This is a genomic window from Hansschlegelia sp., assembly GCF_035538955.1.
GTDB lineage: Bacteria > Pseudomonadota > Alphaproteobacteria > Rhizobiales > Methylopilaceae > Methylopila.
This window is the reverse complement of record NZ_DATLJK010000009.1, coordinates 95,299-122,240: the sequence shown is the minus strand read 5'-3', so window position 1 is coordinate 122,240 and position 26,942 is coordinate 95,299. Positions and strand designations below refer to the sequence as shown.

The 26,942-nt window shown below is 68.4% G+C and carries 25 protein-coding genes and 1 tRNA gene; 9 read left to right on the top strand and 17 right to left on the bottom strand.

Going from position 1 to position 26,942, the window contains the following annotated elements:
• Positions 1-30: 30 nt before the first annotated feature.
• From VM780_RS05115 to VM780_RS05055, 13 genes are all read right to left on the bottom strand, one after another.
• On the bottom strand, positions 31-690 hold the full coding sequence (locus VM780_RS05115) for a Spy/CpxP family protein refolding chaperone (protein WP_325445793.1): 660 nt from the start codon (positions 688-690) through the stop codon (positions 31-33).
• Positions 691-813: 123 nt separating this feature from the next.
• Positions 814-2,199, bottom strand: coding sequence for a class II 3-deoxy-7-phosphoheptulonate synthase (locus VM780_RS05110; RefSeq protein ID WP_325446239.1), 1,386 nt, complete (start codon positions 2,197-2,199; stop codon positions 814-816).
• A 133-nt stretch (positions 2,200-2,332) separates the two neighbouring features.
• Entirely contained in the window at positions 2,333-3,841 is a 1,509-nt protein-coding gene (locus VM780_RS05105; RefSeq protein WP_325445791.1) for an MFS transporter, read from the bottom strand.
• Positions 3,826-5,190, bottom strand: coding sequence for a glutathione-disulfide reductase (gor, locus tag VM780_RS05100; protein ID WP_325445789.1), 1,365 nt, complete (start codon positions 5,188-5,190; stop codon positions 3,826-3,828). Before gor ends, VM780_RS05105 begins: the two co-directional genes overlap by 16 nt.
• A gap of 24 nt (positions 5,191-5,214) precedes the next feature.
• Positions 5,215-5,706, bottom strand: coding sequence for a DUF2059 domain-containing protein (locus VM780_RS05095; RefSeq protein WP_325445788.1), 492 nt, complete (start codon positions 5,704-5,706; stop codon positions 5,215-5,217).
• Positions 5,703-6,431: a ribose-5-phosphate isomerase RpiA gene (gene rpiA / locus VM780_RS05090; RefSeq protein WP_325445787.1), complete on the bottom strand. Its 729-nt coding sequence runs from the start codon at positions 6,429-6,431 to the stop codon at positions 5,703-5,705. Before rpiA ends, VM780_RS05095 begins: the two co-directional genes overlap by 4 nt.
• A 14-nt stretch (positions 6,432-6,445) precedes the next feature.
• On the bottom strand, positions 6,446-7,900 hold the full coding sequence (locus VM780_RS05085; protein ID WP_414652797.1) for an NAD-dependent succinate-semialdehyde dehydrogenase: 1,455 nt from the start codon (positions 7,898-7,900) through the stop codon (positions 6,446-6,448).
• 84 nt (positions 7,901-7,984) lie between these two features.
• Positions 7,985-8,170: a DUF2065 domain-containing protein gene (locus VM780_RS05080; protein ID WP_325445785.1), complete on the bottom strand. Its 186-nt coding sequence runs from the start codon at positions 8,168-8,170 to the stop codon at positions 7,985-7,987.
• The gene (locus tag VM780_RS05075; RefSeq protein WP_325445783.1) at positions 8,167-9,069 is read right to left on the bottom strand and encodes a protease modulator HflC; all 903 of its coding nucleotides are present in this window, start codon (positions 9,067-9,069) and stop codon (positions 8,167-8,169) included. The genes VM780_RS05080 and VM780_RS05075 overlap by 4 nt, the downstream gene beginning before the upstream one ends.
• Complete coding sequence (locus VM780_RS05070) at positions 9,066-10,313, bottom strand: protease modulator HflK (RefSeq protein WP_325445781.1); 1,248 nt, start codon at positions 10,311-10,313, stop codon at positions 9,066-9,068. The genes VM780_RS05075 and VM780_RS05070 overlap by 4 nt, the downstream gene beginning before the upstream one ends.
• Before the next feature lie 139 nt (positions 10,314-10,452).
• Positions 10,453-10,971: a dihydrofolate reductase gene (locus VM780_RS05065; protein WP_325445779.1), complete on the bottom strand. Its 519-nt coding sequence runs from the start codon at positions 10,969-10,971 to the stop codon at positions 10,453-10,455.
• Complete coding sequence (locus VM780_RS05060; RefSeq protein ID WP_325445777.1) at positions 10,968-11,339, bottom strand: hypothetical protein; 372 nt, start codon at positions 11,337-11,339, stop codon at positions 10,968-10,970. Before VM780_RS05060 ends, VM780_RS05065 begins: the two co-directional genes overlap by 4 nt.
• 179 nt (positions 11,340-11,518) lie before the next feature.
• A complete protein-coding gene (locus VM780_RS05055) occupies positions 11,519-12,313 on the bottom strand; it encodes a thymidylate synthase (RefSeq protein ID WP_325445775.1) in 795 nt (264 codons plus the stop codon).
• A 183-nt stretch (positions 12,314-12,496) separates the two neighbouring features.
• Here VM780_RS05055 and VM780_RS05050 point away from each other — a divergent pair, with 183 nt between their 5' ends.
• Positions 12,497-13,774 carry an MFS transporter gene (locus VM780_RS05050; RefSeq protein WP_325445773.1) on the top strand — a complete coding sequence of 426 codons (1,278 nt, stop codon included), beginning with the start codon at positions 12,497-12,499 and terminating at the stop codon, positions 13,772-13,774.
• A gap of 2 nt (positions 13,775-13,776) precedes the next feature.
• On the opposite strand, the gene VM780_RS05045 is transcribed toward VM780_RS05050, so the two are convergent.
• The gene (locus VM780_RS05045) at positions 13,777-15,447 is read right to left on the bottom strand and encodes a HAMP domain-containing methyl-accepting chemotaxis protein (RefSeq protein ID WP_325445771.1); all 1,671 of its coding nucleotides are present in this window, start codon (positions 15,445-15,447) and stop codon (positions 13,777-13,779) included.
• Positions 15,448-15,830: 383 nt separating this feature from the next.
• On the opposite strand from VM780_RS05045, the gene VM780_RS05040 reads away from it, so the two are divergent.
• The 6 genes from VM780_RS05040 (at position 15,831) to oxc (ending at position 22,731) form a co-directional block, all read left to right on the top strand.
• Positions 15,831-16,028, top strand: coding sequence for a DUF3311 domain-containing protein (locus tag VM780_RS05040; protein WP_325445769.1), 198 nt, complete (start codon positions 15,831-15,833; stop codon positions 16,026-16,028).
• On the top strand, positions 16,018-17,553 hold the full coding sequence (gene mctP / locus VM780_RS05035; protein WP_325445767.1) for a monocarboxylate uptake permease MctP: 1,536 nt from the start codon (positions 16,018-16,020) through the stop codon (positions 17,551-17,553). Before VM780_RS05040 ends, mctP begins: the two co-directional genes overlap by 11 nt.
• Positions 17,554-17,654: 101 nt before the next feature.
• Positions 17,655-17,730 (top strand) — tRNA-Thr (locus VM780_RS05030).
• Positions 17,731-17,857: 127 nt separating this feature from the next.
• The gene (locus VM780_RS05025) at positions 17,858-18,751 is read left to right on the top strand and encodes a lipid kinase (protein WP_325445765.1); all 894 of its coding nucleotides are present in this window, start codon (positions 17,858-17,860) and stop codon (positions 18,749-18,751) included.
• Between the two features lie 389 nt (positions 18,752-19,140).
• The gene (oxlT, locus tag VM780_RS05020) at positions 19,141-20,373 is read left to right on the top strand and encodes an oxalate/formate MFS antiporter (protein ID WP_325445763.1); all 1,233 of its coding nucleotides are present in this window, start codon (positions 19,141-19,143) and stop codon (positions 20,371-20,373) included.
• 594 nt (positions 20,374-20,967) lie between these two features.
• Positions 20,968-22,731: an oxalyl-CoA decarboxylase gene (gene oxc / locus VM780_RS05015; protein ID WP_325445761.1), complete on the top strand. Its 1,764-nt coding sequence runs from the start codon at positions 20,968-20,970 to the stop codon at positions 22,729-22,731.
• Positions 22,732-22,947: 216 nt separating this feature from the next.
• Here oxc and VM780_RS05010 read toward each other — a convergent pair whose 3' ends face one another.
• From VM780_RS05010 to VM780_RS05000, 3 genes are all read right to left on the bottom strand, one after another.
• On the bottom strand, positions 22,948-23,649 hold the full coding sequence (locus VM780_RS05010) for an esterase (RefSeq protein ID WP_325445759.1): 702 nt from the start codon (positions 23,647-23,649) through the stop codon (positions 22,948-22,950).
• Positions 23,650-23,762: 113 nt separating this feature from the next.
• Positions 23,763-25,013 carry a formyl-CoA transferase gene (gene frc / locus VM780_RS05005; RefSeq protein WP_325445757.1) on the bottom strand — a complete coding sequence of 417 codons (1,251 nt, stop codon included), beginning with the start codon at positions 25,011-25,013 and terminating at the stop codon, positions 23,763-23,765.
• An 82-nt stretch (positions 25,014-25,095) separates the two neighbouring features.
• Positions 25,096-25,560, bottom strand: a complete 465-nt coding sequence (locus tag VM780_RS05000; protein WP_325445755.1) for a PAS domain-containing protein — start codon at positions 25,558-25,560, stop codon at positions 25,096-25,098.
• A 428-nt stretch (positions 25,561-25,988) separates the two neighbouring features.
• On the opposite strand from VM780_RS05000, the gene VM780_RS04995 reads away from it, so the two are divergent.
• Together VM780_RS04995 and VM780_RS04990 are read left to right on the top strand one after the other, a co-directional pair.
• A complete protein-coding gene (locus tag VM780_RS04995; RefSeq protein WP_325445753.1) occupies positions 25,989-26,432 on the top strand; it encodes an OsmC family protein in 444 nt (147 codons plus the stop codon).
• Between the two features lie 43 nt (positions 26,433-26,475).
• Entirely contained in the window at positions 26,476-26,838 is a 363-nt protein-coding gene (locus VM780_RS04990) for a nuclear transport factor 2 family protein (protein ID WP_325445751.1), read from the top strand.
• The last annotated feature ends 104 nt before the right edge of the window (positions 26,839-26,942 follow it).

Sequence of the window (26,942 nt, the reverse complement as noted above, 5' to 3'; positions counted from 1 at the left end):
GTTGCGGGGCTTTCGGGGCTCTGGACCTGATCAGTTGGGCTGCTGATCGGGCGCAGACGGCGCGTCCGGGCCCGGTCCGCCGGGCCCGCGCATCGGTCCGGCGCGGCCAGGCCCCCCGAAGCCGCCATGGCGGCCGCGGAAGCGCTCGCGCATTTCGCCCTCGACGGCCTTCACGCGGTCGAGCTGTTCAGGCGTCAGCTTCTGGCGAAGCGCCGCGACGGCGTCCTTCAGGGCCTTCGCCTTTTCGGCCCGCGCGATCGCCTTGTCGGCCATGCGATCCGCCATCGCGAACGCCTCGCCGCGGTCCGGCTTGTCATCGTCCGCCATCGGCTTCGGCCGCGACGGCGACACGAAATCGATCGCCGCGGAGGTGAAGGCCCGCCAGGCGTCGAGCTGGTCTGACCGGATGCCGAGCAGAGTCTCCATGGTCGAGAGATGCTTCGCCAGCCGCATCGCGCGATCAGCGCCGCGCATTCCCGGCCCATGGCCGTGCATGCCGTGCATGCCGTGCATCGGCATGCCATCCATCGGCATGCCGCGCATCCCGCCGGGGCCTTCGCCGCCGGGGGCCGTTCCATGATGCGGCGGAGGCGGAGGCGGCGGCGGCCCGGCTTGCGCGGCGGCGAATCCCGCGCCGGTCAGGCAGACGGCGAGCGCGAGAGCGGACGGAAGGAGCAGGTGCTTGCGCATCGGTTTCCTCGTGTGGCGGGACGGGCGGCGCTTGTGCCGCCCTTCCCTCTGCCACGCCGCCCAAGGCGCATCCCTGCTCAGGGCGCCGCCCCTTCTTCGGGCGCCGCGATCACTCCGCCGCGATCACTCTGCGGCGATCACCTGCCTGGGACCGCGCGCCAGCCGCTCCTTCTTGAGCTCTTCGGCGACCAGGAAGGCGAGCTCGATCGCCTGCTCGGCGTTGAGCCGCGGATCGCAATGCGTGTGGTAGCGATCGTGCAGGTCTGCGTCCGAGATCGCCCGGGCGCCGCCGGTGCATTCGGTGACGTTCTTGCCCGTCATCTCGACATGGATGCCGCCCGCATAGGTGCCTTCGGCGCGGTGGACTTCGAAGAACGCCCTCGCCTCCTGAAGGATGCGCTCGAACGGCCGGGTCTTGTAGCCGGACGCGGACTTGATCGTGTTGCCGTGCATCGGATCGCAGGACCACACGACGTTGCGGCCCTCCGCCTTCACGGCGCGCACCAGCCCCGGCAGGTGATCGAACACCTTCTCGGCGCCGAACCGCGCGATCAGCGTCAGCCGGCCGGGCTCGTTGTCCGGGTCAAGCGCGTCGATGAGGCGCATCAGTTCGTCGGGCTTGAGCGATGGGCCGCACTTCAGGCCGACCGGGTTCTTCACCCCGCGGGCGTATTCGACATGGGCGTGGTCGAGCTGCCTCGTGCGGTCGCCGATCCAGATCATGTGGCCGGAGGTCGCGTACCAGTCGCCGGTGGTGGAATCGACGCGCGTCAGCGCCTGCTCATAACCGAGCAGCAGCGCCTCGTGGCTGGTGAAGAAGTCGGTGGTCCGCAGCTCCGGATGCGACTCCGGATCGATGCCGCAGGCGCGCATGAAGTCGAGCGCCTCCGCGATCCGGTCGGCGACCTCGCGGTAGCGGCCGGACTGAGGGCTCTCCTTCACGAAGCCGAGCATCCACTGGTGCACGAAATCGAGATTGGCGTAGCCGCCATTCGCGAAGGCGCGCAGCAGGTTGAGCGTCGCGGCCGACTGACGATAGGCCTCGAGCTGCCGGCGCGGATCGGGGATCCGGGCCTCGGGCGTCGCCTCGGTGCCATTGACGATGTCGCCGCGATAGATCGGCAGCTCGACGCCGTCGACCACCTCGGTCGGAGACGAGCGGGGCTTGGCGAACTGGCCCGCCACGCGGCCGACCTTCACCACCGGCGAGGCGGCCGCATAGGTCAGCACCACCGCCATCTGCAGCAGCACGCGGAAGAAGTCGCGGATGTTGTCGGCGGAGTGCTCCGCGAAGGCTTCGGCGCAGTCGCCGCCCTGCAGCAGGAACGCCTCGCCGGCCGCGACCTTGGCGAGCTGGCGCTTCAGCTTGCGCGCCTCGCCCGCGAAGACGAGCGGCGGAAAGCTTGCGAGCTGCGCCTCTGCGGCCGCGAGCGCAGCCGTATCCGGATAGACCGGCGACTGCTCGATCGGCTTGTCGCGCCAGCTCGACGGGCTCCAACGCTCCGACATGTCCTGCTCCATCTCAGTCGCGAGCGGCTCAATTATGGAAACGACCATGCGTCGCCCGGCCGCAGCCGGCCGCTCGTTGGCGGGCTTCTAGCACCGCCCGGCCACCACCGCCACCCGTCAGTCACGCCACCCTTCAGTCGCCTGGGACGTGCGGCTCCATCGTGTCCCGCAGAGGCCGTTCCGGCATGGCGGCGAGGCAGCCGAGCCCGATCAGGATCGCGATCAGCGCTGCGATAAAGGCGAGGCGGAAGTCGGCTGGATCGACGGCGAGTCCGGCATTGGCTGCGCCCTCCCCGCCGGCGCCGAGCACGATCGCGCCGAGGATCGCCACGCCGAACGCCGCGCCGAGGGAGCGCAGGAAGGCGAGCAGGCCGGTCGCGGCGCCGAGGTCGCGGCGCGCGACCGCGTTCTGCACGCTGACCGTAACGGTCGGGAAGATCGGCCCGAGACCGAGCCCGTAGAGGAACAGCAGCCCGTCGGCGAGAGCGAAGGAGCGCATCTCGATGGTCGCTGCGAGCGCGACCAGCGCGCCCGCCGAGAGCGCGAGGCCGAACACCGCCGGGCGGCGGTAATGCAAGAGCTTCGGGATGGAGCGCCCCGTGATGGCGGCGCCGGAGACCGATCCGGCCGCCATGCCGATGAGCCCGAGCGCCGCGACGTCCGGGCTGACCTGGTTCTGCACCTCGAAATAGACCGGCGCGATCGCCGCCAGCCCGACAAAGCTCGCCATCCCCATGGCGACAGCGACGGTGCCGCACAGCACAACCCTGTCCCGCAACACCTCGACCGGGATCAGGGGCTCTGCGAACGTTTTAAGGCGGATGCCGAACAGCAGCCAGGACGCCGCCGACGCAGCGGCAAGGCCGAGCACGGTCGGCGAGCTCCAGTCGCCGCTCTGGCGGCCGATCGACAGCGCCAGCATCGCGATGGAGGTGCCCAGCACGACGAGCGCGGCGCCCGGCGCGTCGAGCCGGTGCGGGTGCGGGCGGAACGGCAGGTCCTTCAGCGGCGCGTTCATCATCACGAGCGCGGCCACGCCGAGCGGAAGGTTGATCCAGAACACCAGCGACCAGTGCATGTGCTGCGCGAACACGCCGCCGACGAGCGGCCCGAGCACGCTCGCGGTCGCCCAGACGGCGGAGATTTGCGCGGCGTATTGCGCGCGCTGCTTCGGCGGCACGAGGTCGCCCATGACGGTCTGGGCGAGCGCGATCAGCCCGCCGCCGCCAAGTCCCTGAAGCGCGCGGGCGGCGATCAGCGCCCAGAGCGACGGCGCCAGGGCGCACAGGACCGACGCGATGAGAAAGATCGCGACCGCGAGGAACATCATGCTCCGCCGGCCGTGGATGTCGGCGAGCTTGCCGTAGAGCGGCGTGACGGCGGTCGCGGTCACGAAGTACGCCGAGATCACCCAGGGCAGGTATTCGGTGTGCCCCAGGCTCTGGCCGATCGTGGTCATCGCCGGCGCCACGATCGTCTGGTCGAGCGCCGCGAGCAGCATCGCGACCAGCACGCCGACCACGATCTGCCGCTTGCGGGCCTCCGGAAGCGGCGAGCCGCCGGTCTGGACGCTGGCCGCGGGCGGCGTCTCCCGCGGCGGCCGGGAAGCGGGAGGCGCGGCCGAGCTCAGACCCCCGTCCATTTCGTCCGCAGCGTGACGAGTTCCTCGCTGGCCGTGGGATGGAGGGCGACTGTCTGGTCGAAGTCGGCCTTGGTCGCGCCCATCTTCACGGCGATCGCCGCCACCTGGATGATCTCGGCGGCGTCCTCGCCCAGGACATGGACGCCAAGCACGCGGTCGCTTTCCGCGTCCACCACGAGCTTCATCAGCATCCGGTCTTCGGCGCCCGACAAGGTAGCCTTCATCGGCCGGAAGCGGGTCTTGTAGATGTCGATCGCACCCCCGCCCTCGAGGGCCTGTTCCTCGCTCAGCCCGACCGTGCCGATCTCCGGCGTCGTGAAGACGGCAGTCGGCACGTTCGCGTAATCGATCCTGGTCGGGCGGCCGCCGAACAGCGTGTCGGCGAGCGCGTGGCCCTCGCGGATCGCGATCGGGGTCAGGTTCATCCGGTTGGTGACGTCGCCGATCGCATAGATCGAAGGCACGGAGGTGCGGGAGAACGCGTCGACTGCGACCGCCCCCTTGTGGTCGCACTCGAGGCCGACGGACTCCAGGCCGAGCCCGGCGGTCAGCGGCCGCCGCCCAATCGCCATCATGACTTCGCTCGCCTCGAGCGTCTCGCCGCAATCGGTGCGGACAAGCTTGCCGGCGTCCGTCGGCTCGATTCCGACGACGTGGTCGTTCAGCAGGAACTTCACGCCTCGCCGCGCCATCGCCTCCTGGACGTCGTCGCGCAGATCTTCGTCGAAGCCCCGCAAAACCTTGCTGCCGCGATGGATCAGAATCGTCTCGACGCCGAGGGCGGCGAAAACCGACGCGAACTCGACCGCGATGTAGCCGCCGCCCTGGATGACAATTCGCTCAGGAAGTTCAGCTAGATCGAGAGCTTCGTTCGATGAGATCGCGAGCTCCAGACCGGGGAATTCCATGGCCACCGGGTGGCCGCCGGTCGCGATCAGGATGGCGCCGGCCGTGATCCGGCCGCCATCGGCAAGCCGCACCGCGTGCGGTCCGTCGATCACGGCGCGCTGCTGGTGAACAATGACGTTCGAGCGTTCGAGATTGGCCTCGTAGAGACCCGAGAGCCGCGCGATCTCGCGGTCCTTGGCGGCGATCAGCGCCGGCCAGGAGAACTGCGGCGCCTGCGGCAGGCTCCAGCCAAAACCCTGCGCGTCCTCGAAGGCGTCCGGGAACCGGCTGGCGTAGACGAGCAGCTTCTTCGGCACGCAGCCCCTGACGACGCAGGTGCCGCCGATGCGGAACTCCTCCGCGATCGCGACCCGCGCGCCATAGCCCGCCGCGACGCGCGCGGCGCGCACCCCGCCGGAACCCGCCCCGATCACGAAGAGGTCGACGTCGTACTCACTCACCGGAACCGCACTCCGCACGCCAAGTCACATATCGTGACCTTTTTTCTTCAGCTCCTCGCGGAGCCGCGTGACCACGTCCTGGCTCATCTGCCGGCTCCAGGCGTTGGTCTTGTCGTAGCTGTCCTGCAGCACGCCCGGCAGCGCCTTCACCAGCTTCACGCCGGCCGGCGTCTCATAGAACGCCTTGATCTCCGTCAGCTCCTGGTCCGTGAACCGCGCGGCGTAGACGCCTGCGATCTGGTCCAGAAGCTGCTCCCGCCGGCGCTCGAACTCAGGCATGACAACCTTGATCGCCTGATCCAGATCCTTGGAGAGCTCGGGGTTGGTGCGCACGAAGGTGCGCTTCGCCTCGTCGAGGAAGATCGGCACGATGTCCTTGAAGCTCGCGGCGGCGCCGGAGACCTCGACGACTTCCCGGGCGAGCTTCAGGTCCGCTGCGGACGCCGGCGCGCTCGCAAGCACGGCTGCGAACAGCACCGCCGATGCGACGCGACGCGGAGCGAGCGACAGGATCATGCGATCCTCCTGGAGGCTTGCTGGACTTCGGTTGGCTCGATGGTCGAGACGCCGTTCTCGCCGGCGATGATGGCGAGGCTGGCGAGCCCGATGAACAGGCCGTGCTCGACCACGCCGGGAAGGCTGACGAGCGCCGCCGCGAGCCGCTCCGGCTCATCAATGCGGTGGAAGTGGCCGTCGAGGATGACGTGGCCGCTGTCGGTCACCACAGGGCAGCCGTCCTCGGAGCGCCGCAGCACCACCTCGCCGTTTACGCCGAGCTCGATGGCGAGCTTGGCGATCGCGCGCAGCGTCGACTCCTTGCCGAACGGGACCACCTCGATCGGCAGCGGGAACTTGCCCAGCCGTTCGACGCGCTTGCTCTCGTCCGCGATGACGATCATCCGCTTGCTCGCATAGGCGACGATCTTCTCGCGCAGCAGCGCGCCGCCGCCGCCCTTGATCAGTCGCAATTGCGGGTCGACCTCGTCTGCGCCGTCGATGGTGAGGTCGAGCTCCGGCTCGTCCTTCATCGTCGTCAGCGGGACGCCGAAGCGCTCCGCCAGTTCGCGCGTCGCCTCGGAAGTCGGGACGCCGACGACGTCGAGCCCCTGCTCAACCCGCTGGCCGAGCAGCTCGACGAAGATCGCCGCGGTGGAGCCTGTGCCGAGACCGAGCTTCATCCCGGGCTCGACATGCGCAAGCGCCGCCTCCGCGGCGGCGCGTTTGAAATCCTCAATGCTCAAGACGTCCCGTCCTTTCAGCCGGAGATCCCGGCGACGAGCAGATATTTGATGTCGACGAACTCGTCGACGCCGCGCTGCGATCCTTCGCGGCCGTGACCGCTTTCCTTCACGCCGCCGAACGGCGCGAGCTCGGTCGATAGTAGCCCAGAGTTGATGCCGACCATGCCGTATTCAAGAGCCTCCGCGACGCGGAATATCCGCCCCACATCCCGCGCATAGAAGTAAGCCGCGAGTCCGAACTCGGTGGCGTTGGCGTATTCAATCGCCTGCTGCTCGGTCTCGAAGCGGAAAATCGGCGCGACGGGCCCGAAGGTCTCTTCGCGGGCGACCGCCATGTCTTGCGTAACGTCGGCGACGACCGTCGGTTCGAAGAAGGAGCCGCCGAGCGCATGGCGCTTGCCGCCAGCGACGACACGCGCGCCCTTCGACACCGCGTCGCTCAGATGGCGCTCCACCTTCTCCACCGCCTCCGCAGTGATCAACGGCCCCTGCGTGACGCCTTCCTCGGCTCCCGAGCCGACTTTGAGACGGGAGACGGCGGAGGTCAGCTTCTCGAGAAAGGCGTCATAGACGGCCGACTGCACATAGATGCGATTGGCGCAGACGCAGGTCTGCCCCATGTTCCGGTACTTGGACACCATGGCGCCCTCGACCGCAGCGTTGAGATCGGCGTCGTCGAAGACGATGAAGGGCGCGTTGCCGCCAAGCTCCAACGCTACCCGCTTCACGCCGGCGGCCGCCTGCTTCATCAGGATCTTGCCGACTTCGGTCGAGCCGGTGAACGACACCACCCGTACGGCGGGATGGCTAGTGAACACCTTGCCGATCGCCGCCGCGTCCTGCCCGGTGACGACGTTGAGCACGCCCTTCGGGAGTCCCGCCTCGTCGGCGAGGCGCGCGAGCGCGAGTGCGGTGAGCGGGGTCTCCATCGCGGGCTTGACCACGAAGGTGCAGCCGACCGCCAGCGCCGGCGCGCATTTGCGGGTGATCATCGCCGCCGGGAAATTCCACGGCGTGATCGCCGCCACAACGCCCGCCGGCTGCCGCAACACCAGGATCCGGGCGTCGGCGCGGTGGCTCGGCAGCGTGTCGCCCGACACGCGCTTCGCCTCTTCGGCGTAGAACTCGATGAAGGAGGCGGCGTAGTCGATCTCGCCGCGGGCCTCCGCCAGGGGCTTGCCCTGCTCGCGCGTCATCAGCAGCGCGAGCTCCTCCTTGTTGGCGATGACGAGATCGAACCAGCGCCGCAGAATCGCGGAGCGCTCCTTGGCGGTCTTCGCCGCCCAGGGGCGGAAGGCGCGCTGGGCGGCCTCGATCGCTTGCGCGGCGTGGTCCGCCCCGAGATCCGGCACGCGGCCGACCAGGCGGCCGGTGGCGGGGTCCGTCACCGCCTCGGTCGGCTCGCCCACCAGAGCGCCGTCGATATAGGCCGGCATGAGATGCAGCGAAGGATCGGTCGGGCCGTCCATCCGGGCGAGCTCCATGCTGAGAGTGGCGCGGTTTAACACGACGCCGCACCGCGCGGCCAGAGCGGCGTCAGCGACGCCTCCCGCTCAGCCGCGAACGATCCAGACGATGAAGACCCCCAGCACGGCCGACGCCACCCCGATCAGACGCAGGGTCTGGTCCGGGGTGGCGACGATGTTTTCGCTGGCGCGCTTCGCCGCGGACGGGAAGCCGGCGAACAGGAGTCCTTCGATCGCCAGCACCAGCCCGAGGGCGGCGAAGAAGTCCGTCATTGCGCCGGGGGCGCTCCCGCAGGCGCCGCGGGGGCGCCGCCTGGCTGCTGGAAGAAGCGGAAGAACGAGCTGTCCGGGGACAGCACCAGCCGGGTGCCGGACTTGAGCGCCGTGTCATAGGCCTGCATCGACCGATAGAACACGAAGAAGTCCTTGTTCGAGCTGTAGGCGTCCGCGAGGATCCGCGTCTTCTCGGCCTCGCCCTGGCCGCGGACGATCTCGGCGTCCCGGTTGGCGTTGGCCACGATCACCTGCGCGTCGCGGTCGGCGCGAGCCCGCATGCCCTGCGCCTGTTCGGCGCCACGGGCGCGGATCTGCGCCGCCTCCTGCGCGCGCTCCGACTGCATGCGCTCGAACACCGCCTTGGAGTTCTGCTCCGGCAGGTCGGCGCGCCGGATCCGGACGTCGACGATCTGGATGCCGAACCGATCCGCCTCGCGGTTCGCCTGATCGCGGATGCGGGCCATGATCTGGTCGCGCCGGTCACGCACGATCTGCTGGAAGGTCGAGGAACGGATCGCCTCCAGCAACGCGTCGGTCAGGACGTTGGTGAGACGCGCGTTCGCCTGCTCAATCGAGCCGACCGCCTGCCTGAAGCGCAGCGGATTGGTGATCCGGTAACGTGAGAAGGCGTCGACCACGAGCCGCTTCTGATCGTTCGAGGTCGCCTCGCGCTCCGGCATGTCGAGGTCGAGGATGCGCTTGTCGATCCGGGTGACCGTCTCGACGAACGGCAACTTCATGTGGAGGCCGGGATCGGTGACGGTCGCGACCGGCTGGCCGAAGCGCAACACGATGACCTGCTCGGTCTGATAGACGCGGTAGAGCGCGCTGTAGAGCGCGAACAGCGCGAACAGCACGAGCGCGGCGAAGAAGCCGCCAAAGACGCTGCGGTTCATTGCGCGGCTCCCGTCGCTTCGGCCGCGGGGGCGGTTCGCCCCGACTTCTGCAGCTGGTCCAGCGGCAGGAACGGCACGATGCCCTGCCCGCTCGCCTTCGGATCGATGATCACCTTGTCGACCGCGCCATAGATCCGCTCCATCGTCTCGAGGAACAGCCGCTCGCGCGTCACGTCCGGCGCCTGATCATAGGCGCTGGCGACCTGACGGAAGCGGGCCGCCTGGCCCTGCGCGGCCGCGACCGTGGAGGCCTTGTAGCCTTCGGCCGCCTGCGTCGCCTGGGCCGCCTTGCCGCGCGCTTCGGGCACGATGCGATTGGCGTAGGCCTGCGCCTCGTTCGTCAGCCGGATGCGGTCGGCCTGCGCCACCTGGACCTCGCGGAAGGCGCTCAGCACCTCGCCCGGGGGCGCGATCTTCTGGAGCTGGACCTGGGTGATGTCGACGCCGGCGTTGTAGCTGTCGAGCGTCTTCTGCATGAGCTCGCGCACGGCCGCGGCGGTGACGGCCGCCGGCTGCACCTCCTCCTTCGGACGCACCGGCTCGACCGGCGGCGCGTCGGGCGCGAGCGGCTGTGCGACGCTCTCGGTCTCCGGCGTGCCCTCGGTGAGGATCTGCTGCAGGCGCGATCGGCCCACGACTTCGCGCATCGCGCTCTCGGCGACCGCCTTGATGGTGCTTTCAGGATTTTCGAGATTGAACAGATAGTCGGCGGCGCCGCTCGGACGTCCGGATGCGCCATCTGCGGGCTTGATCACCCACACCACGGAGAAGTTCACGTCGACGATGTTCTCGTCGCCGGTCAGCATCAGGCTCTCCTGCGGAACCTCGCGGCTCGAGACGGTGCGGGTTCCGCCGGGCGTCGTGCGCATGCCGACCTCGATCGAGTTCTGGGTCGTGACCTTGGGGGTCAGCACCGTCTCGATCGGATAGGGAATATGGTAGTTCAGGCCGGGCTGGGTGGTGCTGACATACTTGCCGAAGCGCAGCACGATGCCTTCCTCGTCCGCCTCGACCTTGTAGAAGCCCGACAGACCCCAGCCGATCAGGCCCAGGAAGACGAGCGCCAGAACACCGCGGCCGCCGCCCCCGCCGCCCGGCAGCATGGTGCGGAACCGCTCCTGAACCCGCCGCAGCATGTCCTCGAGATCCGGAGGGGTCGGTCCCGGCTGCTGAGGGCCCTGGCCCCACGGGCCGCCCTGATTGCGCCACGGACCGCCGCCGCCACTCTGGTTGCTCCAGGGCATCAAGACTCCTTGCTACGTCGACCGCGGGCCCGCGCGCAGGATATCCGCGCTGCGCGCGTCTTCAACGCGGGTGCTCAGCCAGTGCGGCGCCGGCGCCGGCCCGTCAATCGGAATCCGGCCTTGCTCCGATCACGTCCTCTCAAGCGCCGCGTGCGCGGACCAGGTCCCGGAACGTGAAGCCGTACTCGTCGCGGCCGCCGGCGGCGTGCTCCTCGCGGAACGTCTCGCGCCACTGCGAGGGGTCGTACTCGGGAAAAAGCACGTCGCCTTCCGGGGCGGCGTCGATCTCCGTGAGGTGCATCACGGTCGTCATCGGCAGGGTCAGTTCGTAGATCTCGCCGCCGCCGACGCTGATGATCTCGTCCGCCCCCATCTCCTCGGCGATCGCCTCGGCGAGGCCGAGCGCGTCCTTGAGGTCGTGCGCCACGTGCACGCCTTCCTCCTGGAAGGCCTTGTCGCGGGTCAGCACGATGGTTTCGCGCCCCGGGAGCGGCCGGCCGATCGCCGCATGGCTGCGGCGGCCGACGATCAGCGGCTTGCCCCAGGTGATCGCCTTGAACCGCTTCAGGTCGCTCGGCAGCCGCCACGGCATCCCGTTGTCGCGGCCGATGACGCGGTTCCTCGCGACCGCGGCGACGATGGCGATCGGAACTCTCACTCGATCGGCCGTCCGCGCAGGCAGAGCGGCGTCCAGAGCTTCTGGACGGTCGCGGTCTCGCCGGCGTTCAGGGTTTCGATCGCGGCGTCGCCCGAATTGTAGCGATAGACGAAGCGCACCAGGCTCGGCTTGTCGCGGCCGATATAGATGGTGGCCTGACCGCACACCGCCTCATCCTTGCCGTTGGTGCGGCGGCGGAAATTCTCGAAGCCGAAGCGCGCGGGCTGACCGGCGAAGGCCGATTTGAGCTTGGCCCGAAGCGCCTGCTCGGTCTGCGCGAACACCGCCGGCGTGCTGAGCGCCGAGGCCGTGCCCGCGCTTACCGACAAAACACCGGCCGCAAGCGCCGCCGCCAACCTGAAATTCATCTCTGTTCGTCCCTGTCCCCGAACGCGCAAACGCGGGCGCGCTCTCCACCCGAACCTCTGAGTCGCGCCAATGCGCACCCGCTCACGCGATACACCGTCTCGCAGACGCTCGCCACGACCCTGAGCGTTTCGTAATAGCTGCTCGCGCGCTCGCGTCGACCCGGAGGAGCGCCCATCAGCTATACCGCGACCGGCGCTCTGATCGCGGGATGCGGGTCATAGCCCTCGATCGCGATGTCCTCATAGGCGACTTCGAACACCGAGCGGACGGCGGGGTTCAGCCGCAGCGTCGGCAGCGGCCGAGGCGCGCGCGTCAGCTGCTCGCGCGCCTGCTCGACATGGTTCAGATAGAGGTGGACGTCGCCGAAGCTGTGGATGAAGTCGCCCGGCTCAAGACCCATGTCATGGGCCACGAGATGCGTGAGCAGCGCGTAGGAGGCGATGTTGAACGGCACCCCAAGAAAGACGTCCGCCGAGCGCTGGTAAAGCTGACAGGAAAGCCGCCCGTCCGCGACGTGGAACTGGAACAGGCAGTGGCAGGGCGCGAGCGCCATCTGAGGCAGGTCCGCCGGGTTCCAGGCTGACACGACGAGCCGGCGAGATGACGGGTTGCGGCGAAGCTCGGCCAGCACACCGGCGAGCTGGTCGATCGTGCGGCCGTCCGGCGTCGCCCATGAGCGCCATTGCTTGCCGTAGACCGGCCCGAGATCGCCGTTGGCGTCCGCCCATTCGTCCCAGATCGTGACGCCGTTTTCGCGCAGATAGCCGACATTGGTGTCGCCGCGCAGGAACCAGATCAGTTCGTGGATGATCGACCGCAGGTGCAGGCGCTTGGTGGTGACGAGCGGAAAACCCCTGCTGAGGTCGAAGCGGAGCTGCGCGCCGAACACCGACAGCGTGCCCGTGCCAGTGCGGTCCTCCTTGCGCGCCCCCTCGTCGAGGATCCGGCGCAGGAGATCGAGATAGGCTTGCATCGGAATCTTCCGCTGGCGTTCCCGCCGGACCTTAGCGCCGCCGGCCCGCCATTGCGACGTGGCCGCTCCGGCCATGCACAGCCTCCGCCCGTGAGACGTATGGCCGCCATGCGCGTCTGCTGCATTGCAACAGGCGGCCGTGAAGGTCAGCTTCCCGGCTCCGCCACATCGCATCGTGAGCCTATGACCGCCGCCGAGTGCCGCCTGTCCGACCCCGCCGACCTCGCCGCCGTGGAAGCGGAACTCGCGGCCGCTTCGACCGCAGCCCCCTACGGATCGGCGCTGGCGCAGCTCGCGCTCGCGGTCGGCGGGTTCGCGATCGGCACCGGCGAATTCGCCGCGATGGGCATCCTGCCGTCTGTCGCGACTGCGGTCGACGTCAGCATCCCCGAAGCCGGGCACATGATCTCGGCCTATGCGCTCGGCGTCGTGGTGGGCGCGCCTGCGATCACGGTCGCGCTCGCCCGGGCGCCGAGGCGGGGGCTGTTGATCGGGCTGATGATGGTGTTCGGGATCGGCAACCTGCTGAGCGCCCTCGCCTCAAGCTACGCCGGCGTGGTCGCCGCCCGGTTCATCGCGGGGCTGCCGCACGGGGCCTATTTCGGCGTGGCCATGCTGGCTGCGGCCGCGCTCGTGCCGCCGCGCAAGCGGGCGCAGGCGGTCGCCAACGTGCTCCTTGGGTTGAGCGTCGCCAACGTCGTGGGCGTGCCGCTCGCCACCTGGCTGGGGCAGGTCTTCGGCTGGCGCACGACGTTTCTGGTCGTGGCGGCGCTTGCGGCCCTGACGGCCGTGTTGGTCCGCGTCTTCACCCCCGAGATTCCCGCTCCGGAGGGCGCGAGCGCGCGCCGCGAGCTCGGCGCGCTGCGCAGGCCGCAGGTGTGGCTCACCCTCGGCGTGGCGGCGATCGGCTTCGGCGGCATGTTCGCAGTCTACAGCTACGTCACCCCGACTCTGACGGAGGTGAGCGGCCTGAGCCTCTCGATGGTGCCGCCGATGCTCGCGCTGCTCGGCCTCGGCATGATCGCCGGCAACATCGCCGGCGGCTGGCTCTCGGACAGGGCGCTGAAGGCGACGCTGGTCGGGGCGCTGGTGTGGAACGGCGTGGTGCTCGCCGCCTTCGTGTTCACCTCGGCGGCGAGCTGGAGCGCGGCGATCAACCTGTTCCTGATCGGCGGCTGCATCGCGATGGGACCCGCGCTGCAGACCCGGCTGATGGACGTCGCGGGCGACGCCCAGACGCTTGCGGCCGCGCTCAACCACTCCGCCTTCAACCTCGCCAATGCGCTCGGCGCGTGGCTCGGCGGGGCGGCGATCGCGCTGGGGCTCGGCTGGACGTCCCCGGGCGCGGTCGGCGCAATGCTGGCGGCCGCCGGCGGCGTCGTTCTGTTCGCCTCCTTCCGGCTGGAGGCCGCCGACCGCCTCCGGACGCAATCCGAGGCGATCGGCCGGACCGCCCGGTAGCCTCAGGCGGCGCGGACGCCGACGAGGAAGCCGTCGACCTCCTGCTCGAGACGGGCGGACTGGCGGGCGAGCTCGCCCGCCGCGGAGTTCACGTCGACTGCGCCTTGCCCGGCCTCGCGCGCGGCGATCTGCATCTGCGAGACGTCGGCGCTGACCTGCTGCGTGCCAGCCGCCGCCTGGTGCACGTTGCGGGCGATTTCCTGAGTGGCGGCGCGCTGCTGCTCGACCGCCGCGGAGGTTTCGGTCGCGATGTGGTGGACGTCGTCGATGATGCCGGCGATCTCCTGGATGGCGCCGGCGGTGCCGTTGGTGGCGTCCTGGATCGCGCCGATCTGGGCGGTGATCTCCTCCGTCGCCTTTGCGGTCTGGCCGGCGAGGTCCTTGACCTCGGCCGCGACCACCGCGAAGCCGCGCCCGGCCTCGCCGGCCCGCGCCGCCTCGATCGTGGCGTTGAGCGCGAGCAGGTTGGTCTGCTCGGCGATGCTCTGGATGAGCGAGACGATCTCGCCGATCTTGCGCGAGCCGCTGACCAGCACGTCGACCCGCTCATGGGCGCGCCGCACGTTGTTGACGGCGTCGGAGGCGGCCCCCGACGTGCGCTCGACCTGCCGGCCGAGCTCTTCGGCGCAGGTCGCAAGTTCCTCGGTCGCCGCGGCGCAGGCCTGCATGGCGGCCGAGGTCTCGTTCGCCGCGAACAGCGCGGCGGCGGACTGACGCGTGGTCTGCTCGGCGTTCGCCGCGAGGCCGCGGGAGGTCGCCTCCATCTCCTGCGCAGCCGCCGAAAGGCTCTGCACCAGCTCGCCGACGCTGCCCTCGAAGGAGCGGGCAAGGCCGTTCATCTCGCTGCGGCGGCCCGACGCGCGCAGGCTCTCGGCCTCCGCCTGGCGGGCGCGCAGCGTCTCCGCCTCCTCCATCGCGGCCGCGAACACCCGCATGCTGCGCCAGATGTCGCCGATCTCGTCCTTCGTCTCCTTCACCTCCGGAAGCCGGTGGTCGCCAGCCGCCAGGCGCTGGATTGCGGCCGTCACCCCGAGGAGCGGCCGCACGATCGCGCGCTGCGCGGTGAAGGCGGAGAGCGCAAGAGCGCCCGCGACGCCGCCGATCGAAAGCAGCAGCAGAAGCCAGACAGTGCGGTCGTAGAGCGCATTCTCCGCCGCCGTGATCTCCTGCTGGTCCTTCAGGTTCTGCTGCGTCAACGCGTCGATGCTCGCCTGAAACGCCTTGCGGTTCGACCGATTGGCCTCGTTGTTGCCCTGCTCGTTCGCGGCGCGCGGCGAGACTTCCGCGGCGAGGCGGACGGTCTCGGTCCGGAACGCCCTGAACCGCGCGGCGTCGGCGGCAACCGCCTCGAACAGCGCGCGTTTGTCCTCCGGGACCAGCGGCCGCCACTCCTCCAGCAGTTTGTCGATCGCGTTCAACGAGGCCAGCACGCCGTCGCCGAACGGCTTCGCGGTCGCCGCGTCCGGCGCCGCGTAGATGCCGCGCGCGTCCATGACGGTGGCGGTCACGAGCCGGTTCAGCCGCTCGCCGTTCAGCGCCTGGGCGGCAGCGCCCTCAGAGGCGGCCGCGGCAGCCCGGTAGCTCGCCAGCGAATAGAGCCCGATCCCGGTCAGCGTCGCGGCCACAAGAGCGAGCGAACCCACAAGGGCGAAAATCTTCGTGCGTATGCGCATGACTACCGTATCCGGCGAGAAGACAAGTTGAAGAAAAGGCAGGGTTCGCCGTTTATTTCGACTTAACGGGTGCGCTGCGGGCGGAATAATTCTGACGGCGCCGGCGCAGCGCGCGGACGCGCCCGGCGGCGCCCATTGCGCGCATGCGCGGCCCGCTCTGCATCGCCGCACGACATCGCGCTAACGCGGGGCCGCGCGCGGCCTCTGCGCCTTCACGCGCAACAAACCTTCAGAAAAGCGCCCCTCCGCCGCCGGCGGCTGAGGCTCACCCGAGAACGTTGCCCGTAAGCCTCTCTCCCGCGTCAGCCGCCGCGACGATCTTGACGGGCCGCGTCAAATCCCCGAACGCAATCAAAACTCCGTCATCATCCCGGGAGGCAAGGATGGACCGCCGGAAGTCGCGGGCAGCTTTGTGGCTGCTGCTCATTCCCTATGTCGGGCTGCTCTACCCGGCGTTCTACAACCACCTCGAGCCGAGGCTGTGGGGCTTCCCGTTCTTCTACTGGTACCAGCTGGCTTTCGTGCCGATCACGGCGCTCCTGACCTATATCGCCTATCGGAGCGTGCGCGATGACGACTGATCCGGCGGCCGCTCCGGCGGTCTGGACGCCGACGCTCAACTACTCCGCGCTCGCCGTCTTCCTGTTCTTCTTCCTGCTTGTCACCGTCATGGGCTTCGTGGCGGCGCGCTGGCGCAAGCCCGAGACGCTCGCTCATATCGACGAGTGGGGGCTTGGCGGCCGCAATTTCGGCACCTGGATCACCTGGTTCCTGGTCGGCGGCGACTTCTACACCGCCTACACGGTGATCGCGGTGCCGGCGCTGGTCTATGCAGTCGGCGCCTACGGCTTCTTCGCCCTGCCCTACACGATCGTGGTCTATCCGTTCGTCTTCCTGGTGATGCCGCTTCTGTGGAAGAAGGCGAAGGAGATGAACTATGTGACGTCCGCCGACATCGTGCACGGCAAGTATAACTCGCGCGCGCTCGAGCTCGTCGTCGCTATCACCGGCGTCGTCGCCACCATGCCCTATATCGCGCTCCAGCTCATCGGCATGGAGGCGGTGATCAAGGCGCTCGGCCTGTCGGGCATCTCGGTCGGGCCGATCCACAACTTCCCGCTGACGATCGCCTTCCTGATCCTCGCCTTCTACACCTATTCCTCGGGGCTCAGGGCGCCGGCGCTGATCGCCTTCGTCAAGGACATCATGATCTACATCGTGGTGATCGTGGCGGTCATCGTGGTGCCGATGAAGCTCGGCGGCTACGGCGCCGTATTCGACAAGGCGGGCGCCGATTTCGCCGCGGCCGGCAAGGGCGGGCTGCTGCTCGGCGGCAACCAGATGGCGGCCTACGCGACGCTCGCGCTCGGCTCGGCGCTCGCGGCCTTCATGTATCCGCACACGCTGACCGGCATCTTCGCCTCGAACAGCGCCAACACCATCCGCAAGAACGCGGTGTTGCTGCCGGCCTACACGCTGCTGCTCGGCCTGATCGCCATGCTGGGCTATATGGGCCACGCGGCAGGCATCAAGGTCGCCGCCAACAACGACATCGTGCCGGCGCTGTTCGACACGCTGTTCTCAGGCTGGTTCGCGGGCTTCGCCTATGCGGCCATCGGGATCGGCGCGCTGGTGCCGGCCGCCGTCATGTCGATCGGCGCCGCCAACCTGTTCACGCGGAACTTCTGGAAGGCCTACGTCAATCCGCAGGTGACGCCGGCCGGCGAGGCGGCGGTCGCCAAGGTCACCTCGCTGGTCGTCAAGGTCGGCGCGCTGCTGGTGATCGTCTACCTGCCGACCAAGTTCGCGCTCGACCTTCAGCTCCTTGGCGGCATCTGGATCCTCCAGACGCTGCCGGCGCTGGTGTTCGGCCTCTACACCAACTGGTTCCGCGCCCCAGGGCTGCTCGCGGGCTGGGCGGTCGGCTTCGTCGGCGGCAGCTGGATGGCCTGGGGGCCGGAAGGGCTGAAACCGCTGCAGGCGCTGCCGTTCGGCGGCCCTGCCGGCACGACCGTCTACATCGGACTGATCGCGCTCGTGCTGAACGTCGCCGTGGCGATCGCGGTGAACCTCGTCACCGCCCGTCGCCCTGTGGCGGCGGCGTGACCCGATGAATGGCCGGCGCCCTTGTCGTCGGCCATCCGTCGCTGCAAAACACCGGGCTCGCCCAAGGGCGAGTTCGGGAGACAGACGCTGAACCAAAGACCGCCGCGTTAGCTCAGTTGGTAGAGCACCTGATTTGTAATCAGGGGGTCGCGGGTTCGATCCCTGCACGCGGCACCAGTTCCTGATTTCGACCGCTCCGGCTGCCGGCTGTTGAGCAGCCCATTAGGCGCGCATGTCGAAAGACAGCGCCGCCGACGCGGGACGCGCTAGATAGTCGCAATGTCATCAGGGGGGTCGACCGTCCATGCGTCGCGCACTGCTCGTCGTAAACGCCAAGAGCCGCAGCGGCGAGGTCAGCGCCAAAGAGATCCGGGAGGAGCTCGAAGGCCGCGGCTTCGCGGTCACGCCGCTCGACTGCGACTCTCCGGACAAGACGTCCGCACTGATCGCTCAGGAGGGGCCGGCTTACGAGGTGATCGTGGTCGGCGGCGGCGACGGCAGTATGAACGCAGCCGCCCGCGGCGTCATGGAGGCCGGCCGGCCGCTCGGGATCGTGCCGACCGGCACCGCCAACGATCTCGCGCGCACGCTCGACATCCCGGCGGACATCCCCGAGGCCTGCCGCATCATCGCGGAAGGCGAGGTCAGGAGGATCGACCTCGGCGAGGTCAACGACCGGCTGTTCTTCAATGTCGCGAGCATCGGGCTCAGCGCCGAACTGGCCCAGGAGCTGACGAGCGAGATCAAGCAGCGCTTCGGCAAGCTCGGCTATGTGATCACGGCTCTCAAGGTCCTCGCCCGCGCCAAGCCCTTCCGCGTCAGCATCCGCAGCGGGGACCGTTCGTGCCGGGCTCTAACCCTGCAGGTCGCGGTCGGCAACGGCCGCTATTATGGCGGCGGCAATGTAATCGAGCAGAACGCGGAAATCGACGACGGCCGACTGGATCTCTACAGCCTCGAATTCTCGCGCGCCTGGCGGCTCGCGCTCATGCTCCGCTCGTTCCGGGCGGGCGAGCACGGCGCCTGGAGTGAGGTGCGCTCCATGTCCGGCGATGAGTTCGAAATCCGCACGCACCGCCCGCGGTCGGTAAACGCCGACGGCGAGATCGTGACCAAGACGCCGGCCGTGTTCCGGCTGCGGCCCAAGGCGATCGAGGTCATCGCGCCTCCGAAACAGCGTCTCCCAGAACGAGACTGACGCGCGGCGGTCGGCGGCCCGCGCAACGCCGCCGGACGCATGAGACGGCTGCATGCCTGCCCTGCGCATGAGGCGTGCTCAGACGGCTCCGAACGCCGTTTCGTCTACCCGGCGGCAGCCTTCGTCGACACGTGTTTGTCGCCGGAAAGGCTAAGTTGATCAAACGCTCAACAGCTTTCCTGAGACCCGCTCGCGAGCGAGGCGCGCGCTCCGCCGAGCGGCTCACAGCCCCTGACCCGCGAAAGCTCGAAATCAGACGAGCCGTTGCATGCCAATTTTTGGCATGCCAGCCTTTCCCCAAGCCTTGGTCACTAGACCAACACAAAAAGGAACTTGGGATGGAACGTCAGCAAGCCTCTTCGGCCAAATGGTTTTAGCTCGCCGTCGGCGTGCTCAGCATGGCGATGATCGCCAACCTGCAATATGGTTGGACACTGTTCGTCGACCCGATCGACGCGAAGTTTCACTGGGGCCGCGCGGCGATCCAGTTCGCCTTTACGGTGTTCGTGGCGACCGAGACCTGGCTGGTGCCGGTCGAAGCCTACTTTGTCGACAAATACGGCCCGCGCATCGTGGTGTTCTTCGGCGGCGTGATGATCGCCCTCGCCTGGACGGTCGACTCCTATGCAAGCTCTCTGCCGCTGCTCTACCTCGCGGCGGTGATCGGCGGCATCGGGGCCGGTTCCGTCTACGGCACCTGCGTCGGAAATGCGCTGAAGTGGTTCCCGGACCGACGGGGTCTCGCGGCGGGCGCGACCGCAGCGGGCTTCGGCGCTGGCGCGGCCCTGACCGTCGTGCCGATCGCCCACATGATCGCCTCGAGCGGGTATCAGAGCGCCTTCTTCACCTTTGGCCTGATTCAGGGTGGCGTGGTGATCGTCCTGTCGTTCTTCCTGCGCAAGCCGACCCAGATCACGGCGGTTCAGCGCAAACGGGTGAATCTGCCGCAGAGCAAGGTCGACCGCACGCCGCGCGAAGCGATCCGCACACCGGTGTTCTGGCTGATGTACGCGATGTTCGTGATGGTCGCCTCCGGCGGCCTTATGGCGGCGGCGCAGATCGCGCCGATCGCGCACGACTTCAACGTCGCCGGCGTGCCGGTGAGCATGTTCGGCCTGCAGATGGCTGCGCTGACCTTCGCGCTGTCGCTCGACCGCATCTTTGACGGCTTCGGCCGGCCGCTGTTCGGCTTCATCTCCGACAATATCGGCCGTGAGAACACGATGTTCATCGCGTTCAGCATCGCGGCTTTCGCCGTGATCATGCTGCTCTCGCAGGGCCACAACCCGATCGTGTTCGTGCTGTCCACCGCGCTCTACTTCGCGGTTTTCGGCGAGATCTACAGCCTGTTCCCCGCGACCTGCGGCGACACTTTCGGCTCGAAGTTCGCCACGACCAACGCGGGCCTGCTCTACACCGCGAAGGGGACCGCCTCCTTCCTGGTGCCGTTCGCCAGCATCATTTCGGCCGCCTATGGCTGGACCGCCGTGTTCGCGATCGTGGTCGGGCTCAATGTCGCGGCCGCCGCGCTGGCGCTGTTCGTCCTCAAGCCGCTGCGCCTGCGCTACCTCACGGCGGACGCCGTGGCCCCAGCCGGGGCGCGCGCCGTTCCTCTCGGCTGACGAGAGGGACCGTCCCGACGCGCCCTTTCCTCTCCGGGCGCGTCGGGACGTCTGGATTGACGTCGCCCGCGCCCGCCGCCAGTCGGCGGGCGCAACCATTTTAGCAATCGGACGATCGAAGATAGTGTTGACGACTGGCATCTGGCATGCCAGTGTCATCAGCACCGTAGTGACGCGCCAGAAACCGCTCTGATTTCCTCGATTTCTATGGATCGGGGCTTGGCGGAGGCGCAGCCAGAGGGCGGATACTTAGTCTCCTTAAAGGAGGCGGCCGCGCTTTCAGGGAAGCTAAAGAAGACGCGCCAACCAGAGACCGGTTAACCGGCGACGGCGCGAAGGGATCGAGGAGACGGCCCATGAGGGCGATCGAACTGACGCCGCAGACAGCGGAGCACAGTTCGCCGGGTTGCGGAGACCGCGTGACGCGCCGCCCGAAGCCGCGCCACAGGCAGGCCGCCGGCGCGACAGACACGCCCTAGCCGAGAACTGATGGGCCCCGAGGGGCTCTGAGAGCCATGCGCGCCGCGCGCGGATTACGCCAGGCGCCCCGCAACAACGGCTGATGAACAGCCAGGAATCCTCCGGAGGAAGCAAATGTCCGCAGTAGCGCAGCTGATCAGTTCCACGACCGCCGATGTCAGCATGGCCGAAGCCGATGCTCCCCAGGAGCTGACGGACGGCTTCCACCTCGTCATCGACGCGCTCAAGCTGAACGGCATCGAGACGATCTATGGCGTGCCGGGCATTCCGATCACCGATCTGGGCCGCATGGCGCAGGCTGAAGGCATCCGCGTCGTGTCGTTCCGCCATGAGCAGAACGCCGGCAACGCCGCGGCGATCGCGGGCTTCCTGACCAAGAAGCCGGGCGTCTGCCTGACGGTGTCCGCTCCGGGCTTCCTCAACGGCCTCACCGCGCTCGCCAACGCCACCACCAACTGTTTCCCGATGATCCTCATCTCGGGCTCCTCGGAGCGCGAGATCGTCGACCTGCAGCAGGGCGACTATGAGGAGATGGACCAGCTCACCATCGCCAAGCCGCTCTGCAAGGCGGCGTTCCGCGTGCTGCACGCCGAAGACATCGGAATCGGCGTCGCGCGCGCCATCCGGGCCGCGGTCTCGGGCCGTCCGGGCGGCGTCTATCTCGATCTGCCGGCGAAGCTGTTCTCGCAGGTGCTCGACGCCGCCAAGGGCGAGCGCTCCCTGGTCAAGGTCATCGACCCCGCCCCGGCCCAGCTGCCGGCCCCCTCGGCCGTCAAGCGCGCCATGGACCTGCTCAAGAGCGCCAAGCGTCCGCTGATCGTCCTCGGCAAGGGCGCGGCCTATGCGCAGGCCGACGACGAGATCCGCCAGTTCGTCGAGAAGAGCGGCATCCCCTACATTCCGATGAGCATGGCCAAGGGCCTGCTGCCCGACAACCACCCGCTCTCGGCCGGCGCCGCCCGCTCGACGGTGCTCAAGGACTCCGACGTCGTCGTGCTCGTCGGCGCTCGCCTCAACTGGCTGCTGAGCCACGGCAAGGGCAAGCAGTGGGGCGAGCCGGGCTCGAAGAAGTTCATCCAGATCGACATCGAGCCCAAGGAGATGGACTCGAACGTCGAGATCGCCGCGCCGCTCGTGGGCGACATCGGCTCCGTGGTCTCCGCCCTGCTCGCCGGCATCGACTCGAGCTGGCCGGGCGTGCCCGCGCAGTGGACCGAGGCCATCAAGGCCAAGAAGGACGCCAACATCTCCAAGATGGCGGCGAAGCTCGGCAAGAACTCCTCGCCGATGTGCTTCCACACCGCGCTCGGCGCGCTGAAGCAGGTCATCAAGGAGCGGCCCGACGCGATCCTCGTCAACGAGGGCGCCAACACGCTCGATCTCGCCCGCGGCATCATCGACATGTACCAGCCGCGCAAGCGCCTGGACGTCGGCACCTGGGGCGTGATGGGCATCGGCATGGGCTTCGCGATCGCGGCCGCGGTCGAGACCGGCAAGCCGGTGCTGGCGGTCGAAGGCGACTCGGCCTTCGGCTTCTCGGGCATGGAGGTCGAGACGATCTGCCGGTACAACCTGCCGGTGTGCATCGTGATCTTCAACAACAACGGCATCTATCGCGGCACCGACATGGACCCGACCGGCCGCGATCCCGGCACGACCGTGTTCGTGAAGGACTCGCGCTACGACAAGATGATGGAGGCCTTCGGCGGCGTCGGCGTCCACGTGACGACCCCGGACGAGTTGAAGCGCGCCGTCGACGAGGCGATGGACTCCGGCCGCCCGACGCTCATCAACGCCGTCATCGATCCGGCGGCCGGCAGCGAGAGCGGCAACATCGGCAGCCTCAACCCGCAGAGCGTGGTCGTCCGCAAGAAGTGACCCTGACGGAAGCCTGAATTCCCTCTTCAGCGCATCCGGAACCCGGCGGGCGAAAGCCCGCCGGTTTTTTTGTGCGCTACGAGGACCTAGGCCGCGTGGCGCCCAGCGGGAGCCCGGGCGCAACCCGCGAGACGCGGGGTCGCCAGCTCTTCAAGGGATTGCACAGGCGCAGGACCGGGCGGCGGGTCCGCGCAGCAGGTCTCGCCGGCGGCCGGCCTAGAGCCTGGCCCCGGCGGCCGCTGGCGCCATGAAGAAGTCGACGGCCTGCGAGACCACCGTCGGCTGGTAGGCGTGCGGTCCCGCATATTCGATGTAGGAGACCTCATAGCCGGCCTCGGTCAGCTTCGCGGCGTGGACCCGCGCGCTGCGCTCGATCGCGATCTGCTCGTCGCGAGTGCCGTGCGAGATGAAGATCTTCGGCGCGCCCGTCTGAAGATGCACGGACATGAAGCCGGCCGAAGAAATCACCAGGTGAGTGACGAAGTGGCCGTTGGCGAGGCCGAGCGACAGGGCGTAGCTGCCGCCGTCTGAGTGGCCCGCGAACACGAAACGCGCCGGGTCCAGAAGAAACCGTGCGGCGACCTCGCCAAGCGCGGCGTCGAGCCGCTCACGATCGGGCCCGTGGCCAGCGATCACGAGATCCCAGGTCGGAAACAGCGATTGCGGCGCGAGCAGCAGGAAGCGGCGGCGCGCCGCGTGCTCCTCGAGCATCGGCAGGATCTTGGCCGCATGGCCACCGCCGCCGTGAAACAGCGTCACCAGCGGCGCGGGCCGTCCGGCGTCCAGACCAGCGGGGACATATAGGATCGCGTCGCGCTGCTCGAAGAGCCCGAGCGCGTTGCGCCCCGGCGGCAGCGGCGGCTTGGTGGGCAGCCGGTGGGCGAAGTCGAGCCGGCCGGCAAGGTGGGGGTCGATCATGGGCGGCCCCGTTCTGCGATAGCGCTCCGTCGGACCCGACGGAGGACCGGAAAAAGAAATGGCGGCGCGTTGGAGCGCGCCGCCATGCCGTCAGAGGAAGCGACGGGCGGCGATCAGACCGCGCGAGCCTGGTGCAGCATCTCGATCTGCTGATCGGTGTAGCCCAGGTCCTTCAGCACTTCGTCGGTGTGCTCGCCGAGCAGCGGCGAGGCCTTCACGTTGACCTGCATGTCCGAGAACTTGATCGGGCTGCCGACGGTCAGATACTTGCCGAGCTTCGGATGGTCGACCTCGACGACGGTGCCGCTGGCGCGCAGCGACGGATCGTTCGCGATCTCCTTCATCGACAGCACCGGCGAGCACGGGATGTCGTACTTGCGCAGGATGTCGACCGCCTCAAACTTGGTCTTGTCGGCCAGCCACTCTTCGATCGTGGCGAAGATGTCCATGATCTTGTCCTGGCGGGCGCGAGCGGTGTTGTAGGCCGGATCTTCGATCCACTCCTCCTTGCCGATCGCCTTGCAGATCGGCGCCCAGGCGTGGCCCTGGATGGTGAAGTAGATGTAGGCGTTGGGGTCGGTCTCCCAGCCCTTGCACTTCAGCACCCAGCCCGGCTGGCCGCCGCCGCCCGCGTTGCCGCCGCGCGGCACCACGTCCGAGAACTCGCCATGCGGGTACTGCGGGTATTCCTCGAGATAGCCGAGAGCGTCGAGACGCTGCTGGTCGCGCAGCTTGACGCGGCAGAGGTTCAGCACCGAGTCCTGCATCGACACGGCGACCTTCTGGCCCTTGCCGGTCTTGTTCTTCTGATGCAGCGCCGTGAGGATGCCGATCGCGAGGTGCATGCCGGTGTTGCTGTCGCCGAGCGCGGCGCCCGAGACGGTGGGAGGCCCATCCCAGAACCCGGTGGTCGAAGCGGCGCCGCCGGCGCACTGCGCGACGTTCTCATAGACCTTGAGGTCTTCGTAGTGGTGGCCGTCCGAGAAGCCCTTCACCGAGGCGAGGATCATGCCCGGGTTGAGCTCCTGGATGCGCGCCCAGGAGAAGCCCATGCGGTCGAGCGCGCCGGGGCCGAAGTTCTCGACCATGACGTCGGATTCCTTGATCAGCTTCTCAAGGACTTCCTTGCCTTCCGGCGTCTTGGTGTCGAGCGTCAGCGAGCGCTTGTTCGAGTTCAGCATGGTGAAGTACAGCGCGTCGGCGTCTTCGATGTGACGAAGCTGCGAACGCGTGACGTCGCCGGCGCCGGGGCGCTCGACCTTGATCACGTCGGCGCCGAACCACGCCAGCAACTGCGTGCAGGCGGGACCCGCCTGTACGTGGGTGAAGTCGATGATCTTGATGCCTTCGAGCGGCTGGCTCATGTCTTGCTCCCTTTCGATCCCTGGATCGCGATTTCAACTGATTGACTTACGACCGCGCCATTATGTCTTCGGCGCTTATTCCTCACGCGTGCGCGCCCTGTAGGTCAGCCCCCTCGGCGGCGGGTTGGGCTGCTTCGAGTTCGGCGATCCGCTTGCGCAACTGCCGCTCTTCGTTCCAGCGGGCGGTCTCGTCCCGGATCACCGCGGCGATCCCGCTGACGCGGCCTGCCTCGTCGAACAGAAGAGACACGGTGAAGGCGATGGACAGCGACAGGCCGCCCTTGCCGATCGCCGGCACCCGCAAAAGCTCATGGCCGTAGCGGGTCTTGCCTGTCGCCGCCGTCTTCGCGTAGCCGCGCCAGTGGCGGGCGCGATGCCGCTCGGGCGTGATCAGATCGAGCGACTGGCCGAGGGCTTCCGCCTCGGTGTAGCCGAACATGCGTTCCGCGGCGGGGTTCCAGAGCGTGATGGCGCCGTCCGCATCCGCGACGACCACCGCGTCGCCGATTGCGGCGACCAACTGCTCCAGATCCACTTTCTGCGACATAGATCCTCCGATCAGCCTGGTCCGGCGTTGAGACCCGGATCGTGCAGGCCGGCGCGATCGTTCTCGACCGGCGCCAGATCGTTCAACGGTCGTTCGACAGGAGAGAACTCCGATCGAATCCGCTTCAGTCGCGAATTGGGCGCTGCGTCGTCATCCGTCGTTTCCTCCTTCCGCCGAAGCCGCATTGCGCCTCCGACCGCGCGTCACTCGGGGTGACTTTGTGCGCTCTTATATGTGGTATTTGGTATGCCAGGTTCGATCCGACGTCAAGGCCGGTGAGGCCCCGGTTGCCGGAAGCAGCCCCCGCTCCATACTCCCGGCGCGCCGCAACGCCCGTCCGCGAACTGTGTAGCCGGACACAGCCGGCTCACTCAGAGCGCCGCGGCAACCCTGCTCCAGCGGCGTCGTAGCGCCATCCGGGAATCCTCATGACGACAGAAGCGCGGATCCGGATTCGTCAGATTGACGGCTATCGCTTCATGGTCGAGTTCGGAGCCGCCATTCCGGATCTGCTCGTCGACGAAGCGGCGCCGATTGGCGAGGACGCCGGGCCCCACCCTGAGCAGCTGTTGGTGGCGAGCGTGGCGAACTGCCTGTGCGCCAGCCTCGTTTTCGCGCTTGGCAAGTACAAGCAGGACGCCGGAAGCGTCCAGGCCGAAGCCTCCTGCCGGGTCGCCCGCAATGACGAAAACCGCCTGCGCGTCGAAGGCATCGACGTCGCGATCACCGTCGGAGCCACGGCGGAGGAGATGCCGCGGGTCGATCGCGCGATTTCCCAGTTCCAGCGTTTCTGCACCGTCTCGGAGAGCGTCCAGGCGGGCGTTCCGGTCAGCGTCGTGGTGCGCGACCGCGAGGGCCGGCCGCTGACATGAGGGCCGCCGCCACTCGCCTTCGCCTCAAGAAGGAGACCAGTCGATGAGCACAGCCGATCGTGAGGTCGCACGAGACCCGCAGGACCTCGCCCGCCTCTTCATCGCGCGCGCCAATGACGGAGACCTCGAAGGCCTCGTCGCGCTCTACGAGCACGACGCCGTGCTGGCGGCAGGCGAGGTCGTGGCCACAGGCCACGCCGAAATCCGCAAATTCTACGCAAAGCTGCTCGAGCGCCGCAAAAGCTTCCCGGCGCCGGAGCAGTTGCCGGCGCTGCGCAACGACGCCACGGCGATGACGTTCGCCCGGCTGCCGAACGGGACGATCTCGGCCGAAGTCGCGCGGCGGCAGGAGAGCGGCGAATGGCTTTGGGCCATCGATCAGCTCAAGATCAAGCCACAATCCTGAGTCCCGCTCGACCGGACTGAAGCTAGCGCCCGATGCGCCGTAGCGGCGGCGCGCCCGATTTGGCGAAAAGCGGCCCCGCGCCGCCCGCAACCGAAGGAGGTCCC

What these genes read in the sequence shown, in the direction of transcription:
- VM780_RS05095 (WP_325445788.1), bottom strand. Translation starts at nt 5,706, where the DNA reads ATGATCCTGTCGCTCGCTCCGCGTCGCGTCGCATCGGCGGTGCTGTTC.
- VM780_RS05055 (WP_325445775.1), bottom strand. Translation starts at nt 12,313, where the DNA reads ATGCAAGCCTATCTCGATCTCCTGCGCCGGATCCTCGACGAGGGGGCG.
- VM780_RS05110 (WP_325446239.1), bottom strand. Translation starts at nt 2,199, where the DNA reads ATGTCGGAGCGTTGGAGCCCGTCGAGCTGGCGCGACAAGCCGATCGAG.
- VM780_RS05050 (WP_325445773.1), top strand. Translation starts at nt 12,497, where the DNA reads ATGACCGCCGCCGAGTGCCGCCTGTCCGACCCCGCCGACCTCGCCGCC.
- frc (WP_325445757.1), bottom strand. Translation starts at nt 25,013, where the DNA reads ATGAGCCAGCCGCTCGAAGGCATCAAGATCATCGACTTCACCCACGTA.
- VM780_RS05115 (WP_325445793.1), bottom strand. Translation starts at nt 690, where the DNA reads ATGCGCAAGCACCTGCTCCTTCCGTCCGCTCTCGCGCTCGCCGTCTGC.
- VM780_RS05070 (WP_325445781.1), bottom strand. Translation starts at nt 10,313, where the DNA reads ATGCCCTGGAGCAACCAGAGTGGCGGCGGCGGTCCGTGGCGCAATCAG.
- VM780_RS05085 (WP_414652797.1), bottom strand. Translation starts at nt 7,900, where the DNA reads ATGGACGGCCCGACCGATCCTTCGCTGCATCTCATGCCGGCCTATATC.
- VM780_RS05000 (WP_325445755.1), bottom strand. Translation starts at nt 25,560, where the DNA reads ATGTCGCAGAAAGTGGATCTGGAGCAGTTGGTCGCCGCAATCGGCGAC.
- VM780_RS05045 (WP_325445771.1), bottom strand. Translation starts at nt 15,447, where the DNA reads ATGCGCATACGCACGAAGATTTTCGCCCTTGTGGGTTCGCTCGCTCTT.
- VM780_RS05060 (WP_325445777.1), bottom strand. Translation starts at nt 11,339, where the DNA reads ATGAATTTCAGGTTGGCGGCGGCGCTTGCGGCCGGTGTTTTGTCGGTA.
- VM780_RS05075 (WP_325445783.1), bottom strand. Translation starts at nt 9,069, where the DNA reads ATGAACCGCAGCGTCTTTGGCGGCTTCTTCGCCGCGCTCGTGCTGTTC.
- VM780_RS05080 (WP_325445785.1), bottom strand. Translation starts at nt 8,170, where the DNA reads ATGACGGACTTCTTCGCCGCCCTCGGGCTGGTGCTGGCGATCGAAGGA.
- VM780_RS05105 (WP_325445791.1), bottom strand. Translation starts at nt 3,841, where the DNA reads ATGGACGGGGGTCTGAGCTCGGCCGCGCCTCCCGCTTCCCGGCCGCCG.
- VM780_RS04995 (WP_325445753.1), top strand. Translation starts at nt 25,989, where the DNA reads ATGACGACAGAAGCGCGGATCCGGATTCGTCAGATTGACGGCTATCGC.
- VM780_RS05025 (WP_325445765.1), top strand. Translation starts at nt 17,858, where the DNA reads ATGCGTCGCGCACTGCTCGTCGTAAACGCCAAGAGCCGCAGCGGCGAG.
- oxc (WP_325445761.1), top strand. Translation starts at nt 20,968, where the DNA reads ATGTCCGCAGTAGCGCAGCTGATCAGTTCCACGACCGCCGATGTCAGC.
- VM780_RS04990 (WP_325445751.1), top strand. Translation starts at nt 26,476, where the DNA reads ATGAGCACAGCCGATCGTGAGGTCGCACGAGACCCGCAGGACCTCGCC.
- mctP (WP_325445767.1), top strand. Translation starts at nt 16,018, where the DNA reads ATGACGACTGATCCGGCGGCCGCTCCGGCGGTCTGGACGCCGACGCTC.
- VM780_RS05010 (WP_325445759.1), bottom strand. Translation starts at nt 23,649, where the DNA reads ATGATCGACCCCCACCTTGCCGGCCGGCTCGACTTCGCCCACCGGCTG.
- VM780_RS05040 (WP_325445769.1), top strand. Translation starts at nt 15,831, where the DNA reads ATGGACCGCCGGAAGTCGCGGGCAGCTTTGTGGCTGCTGCTCATTCCC.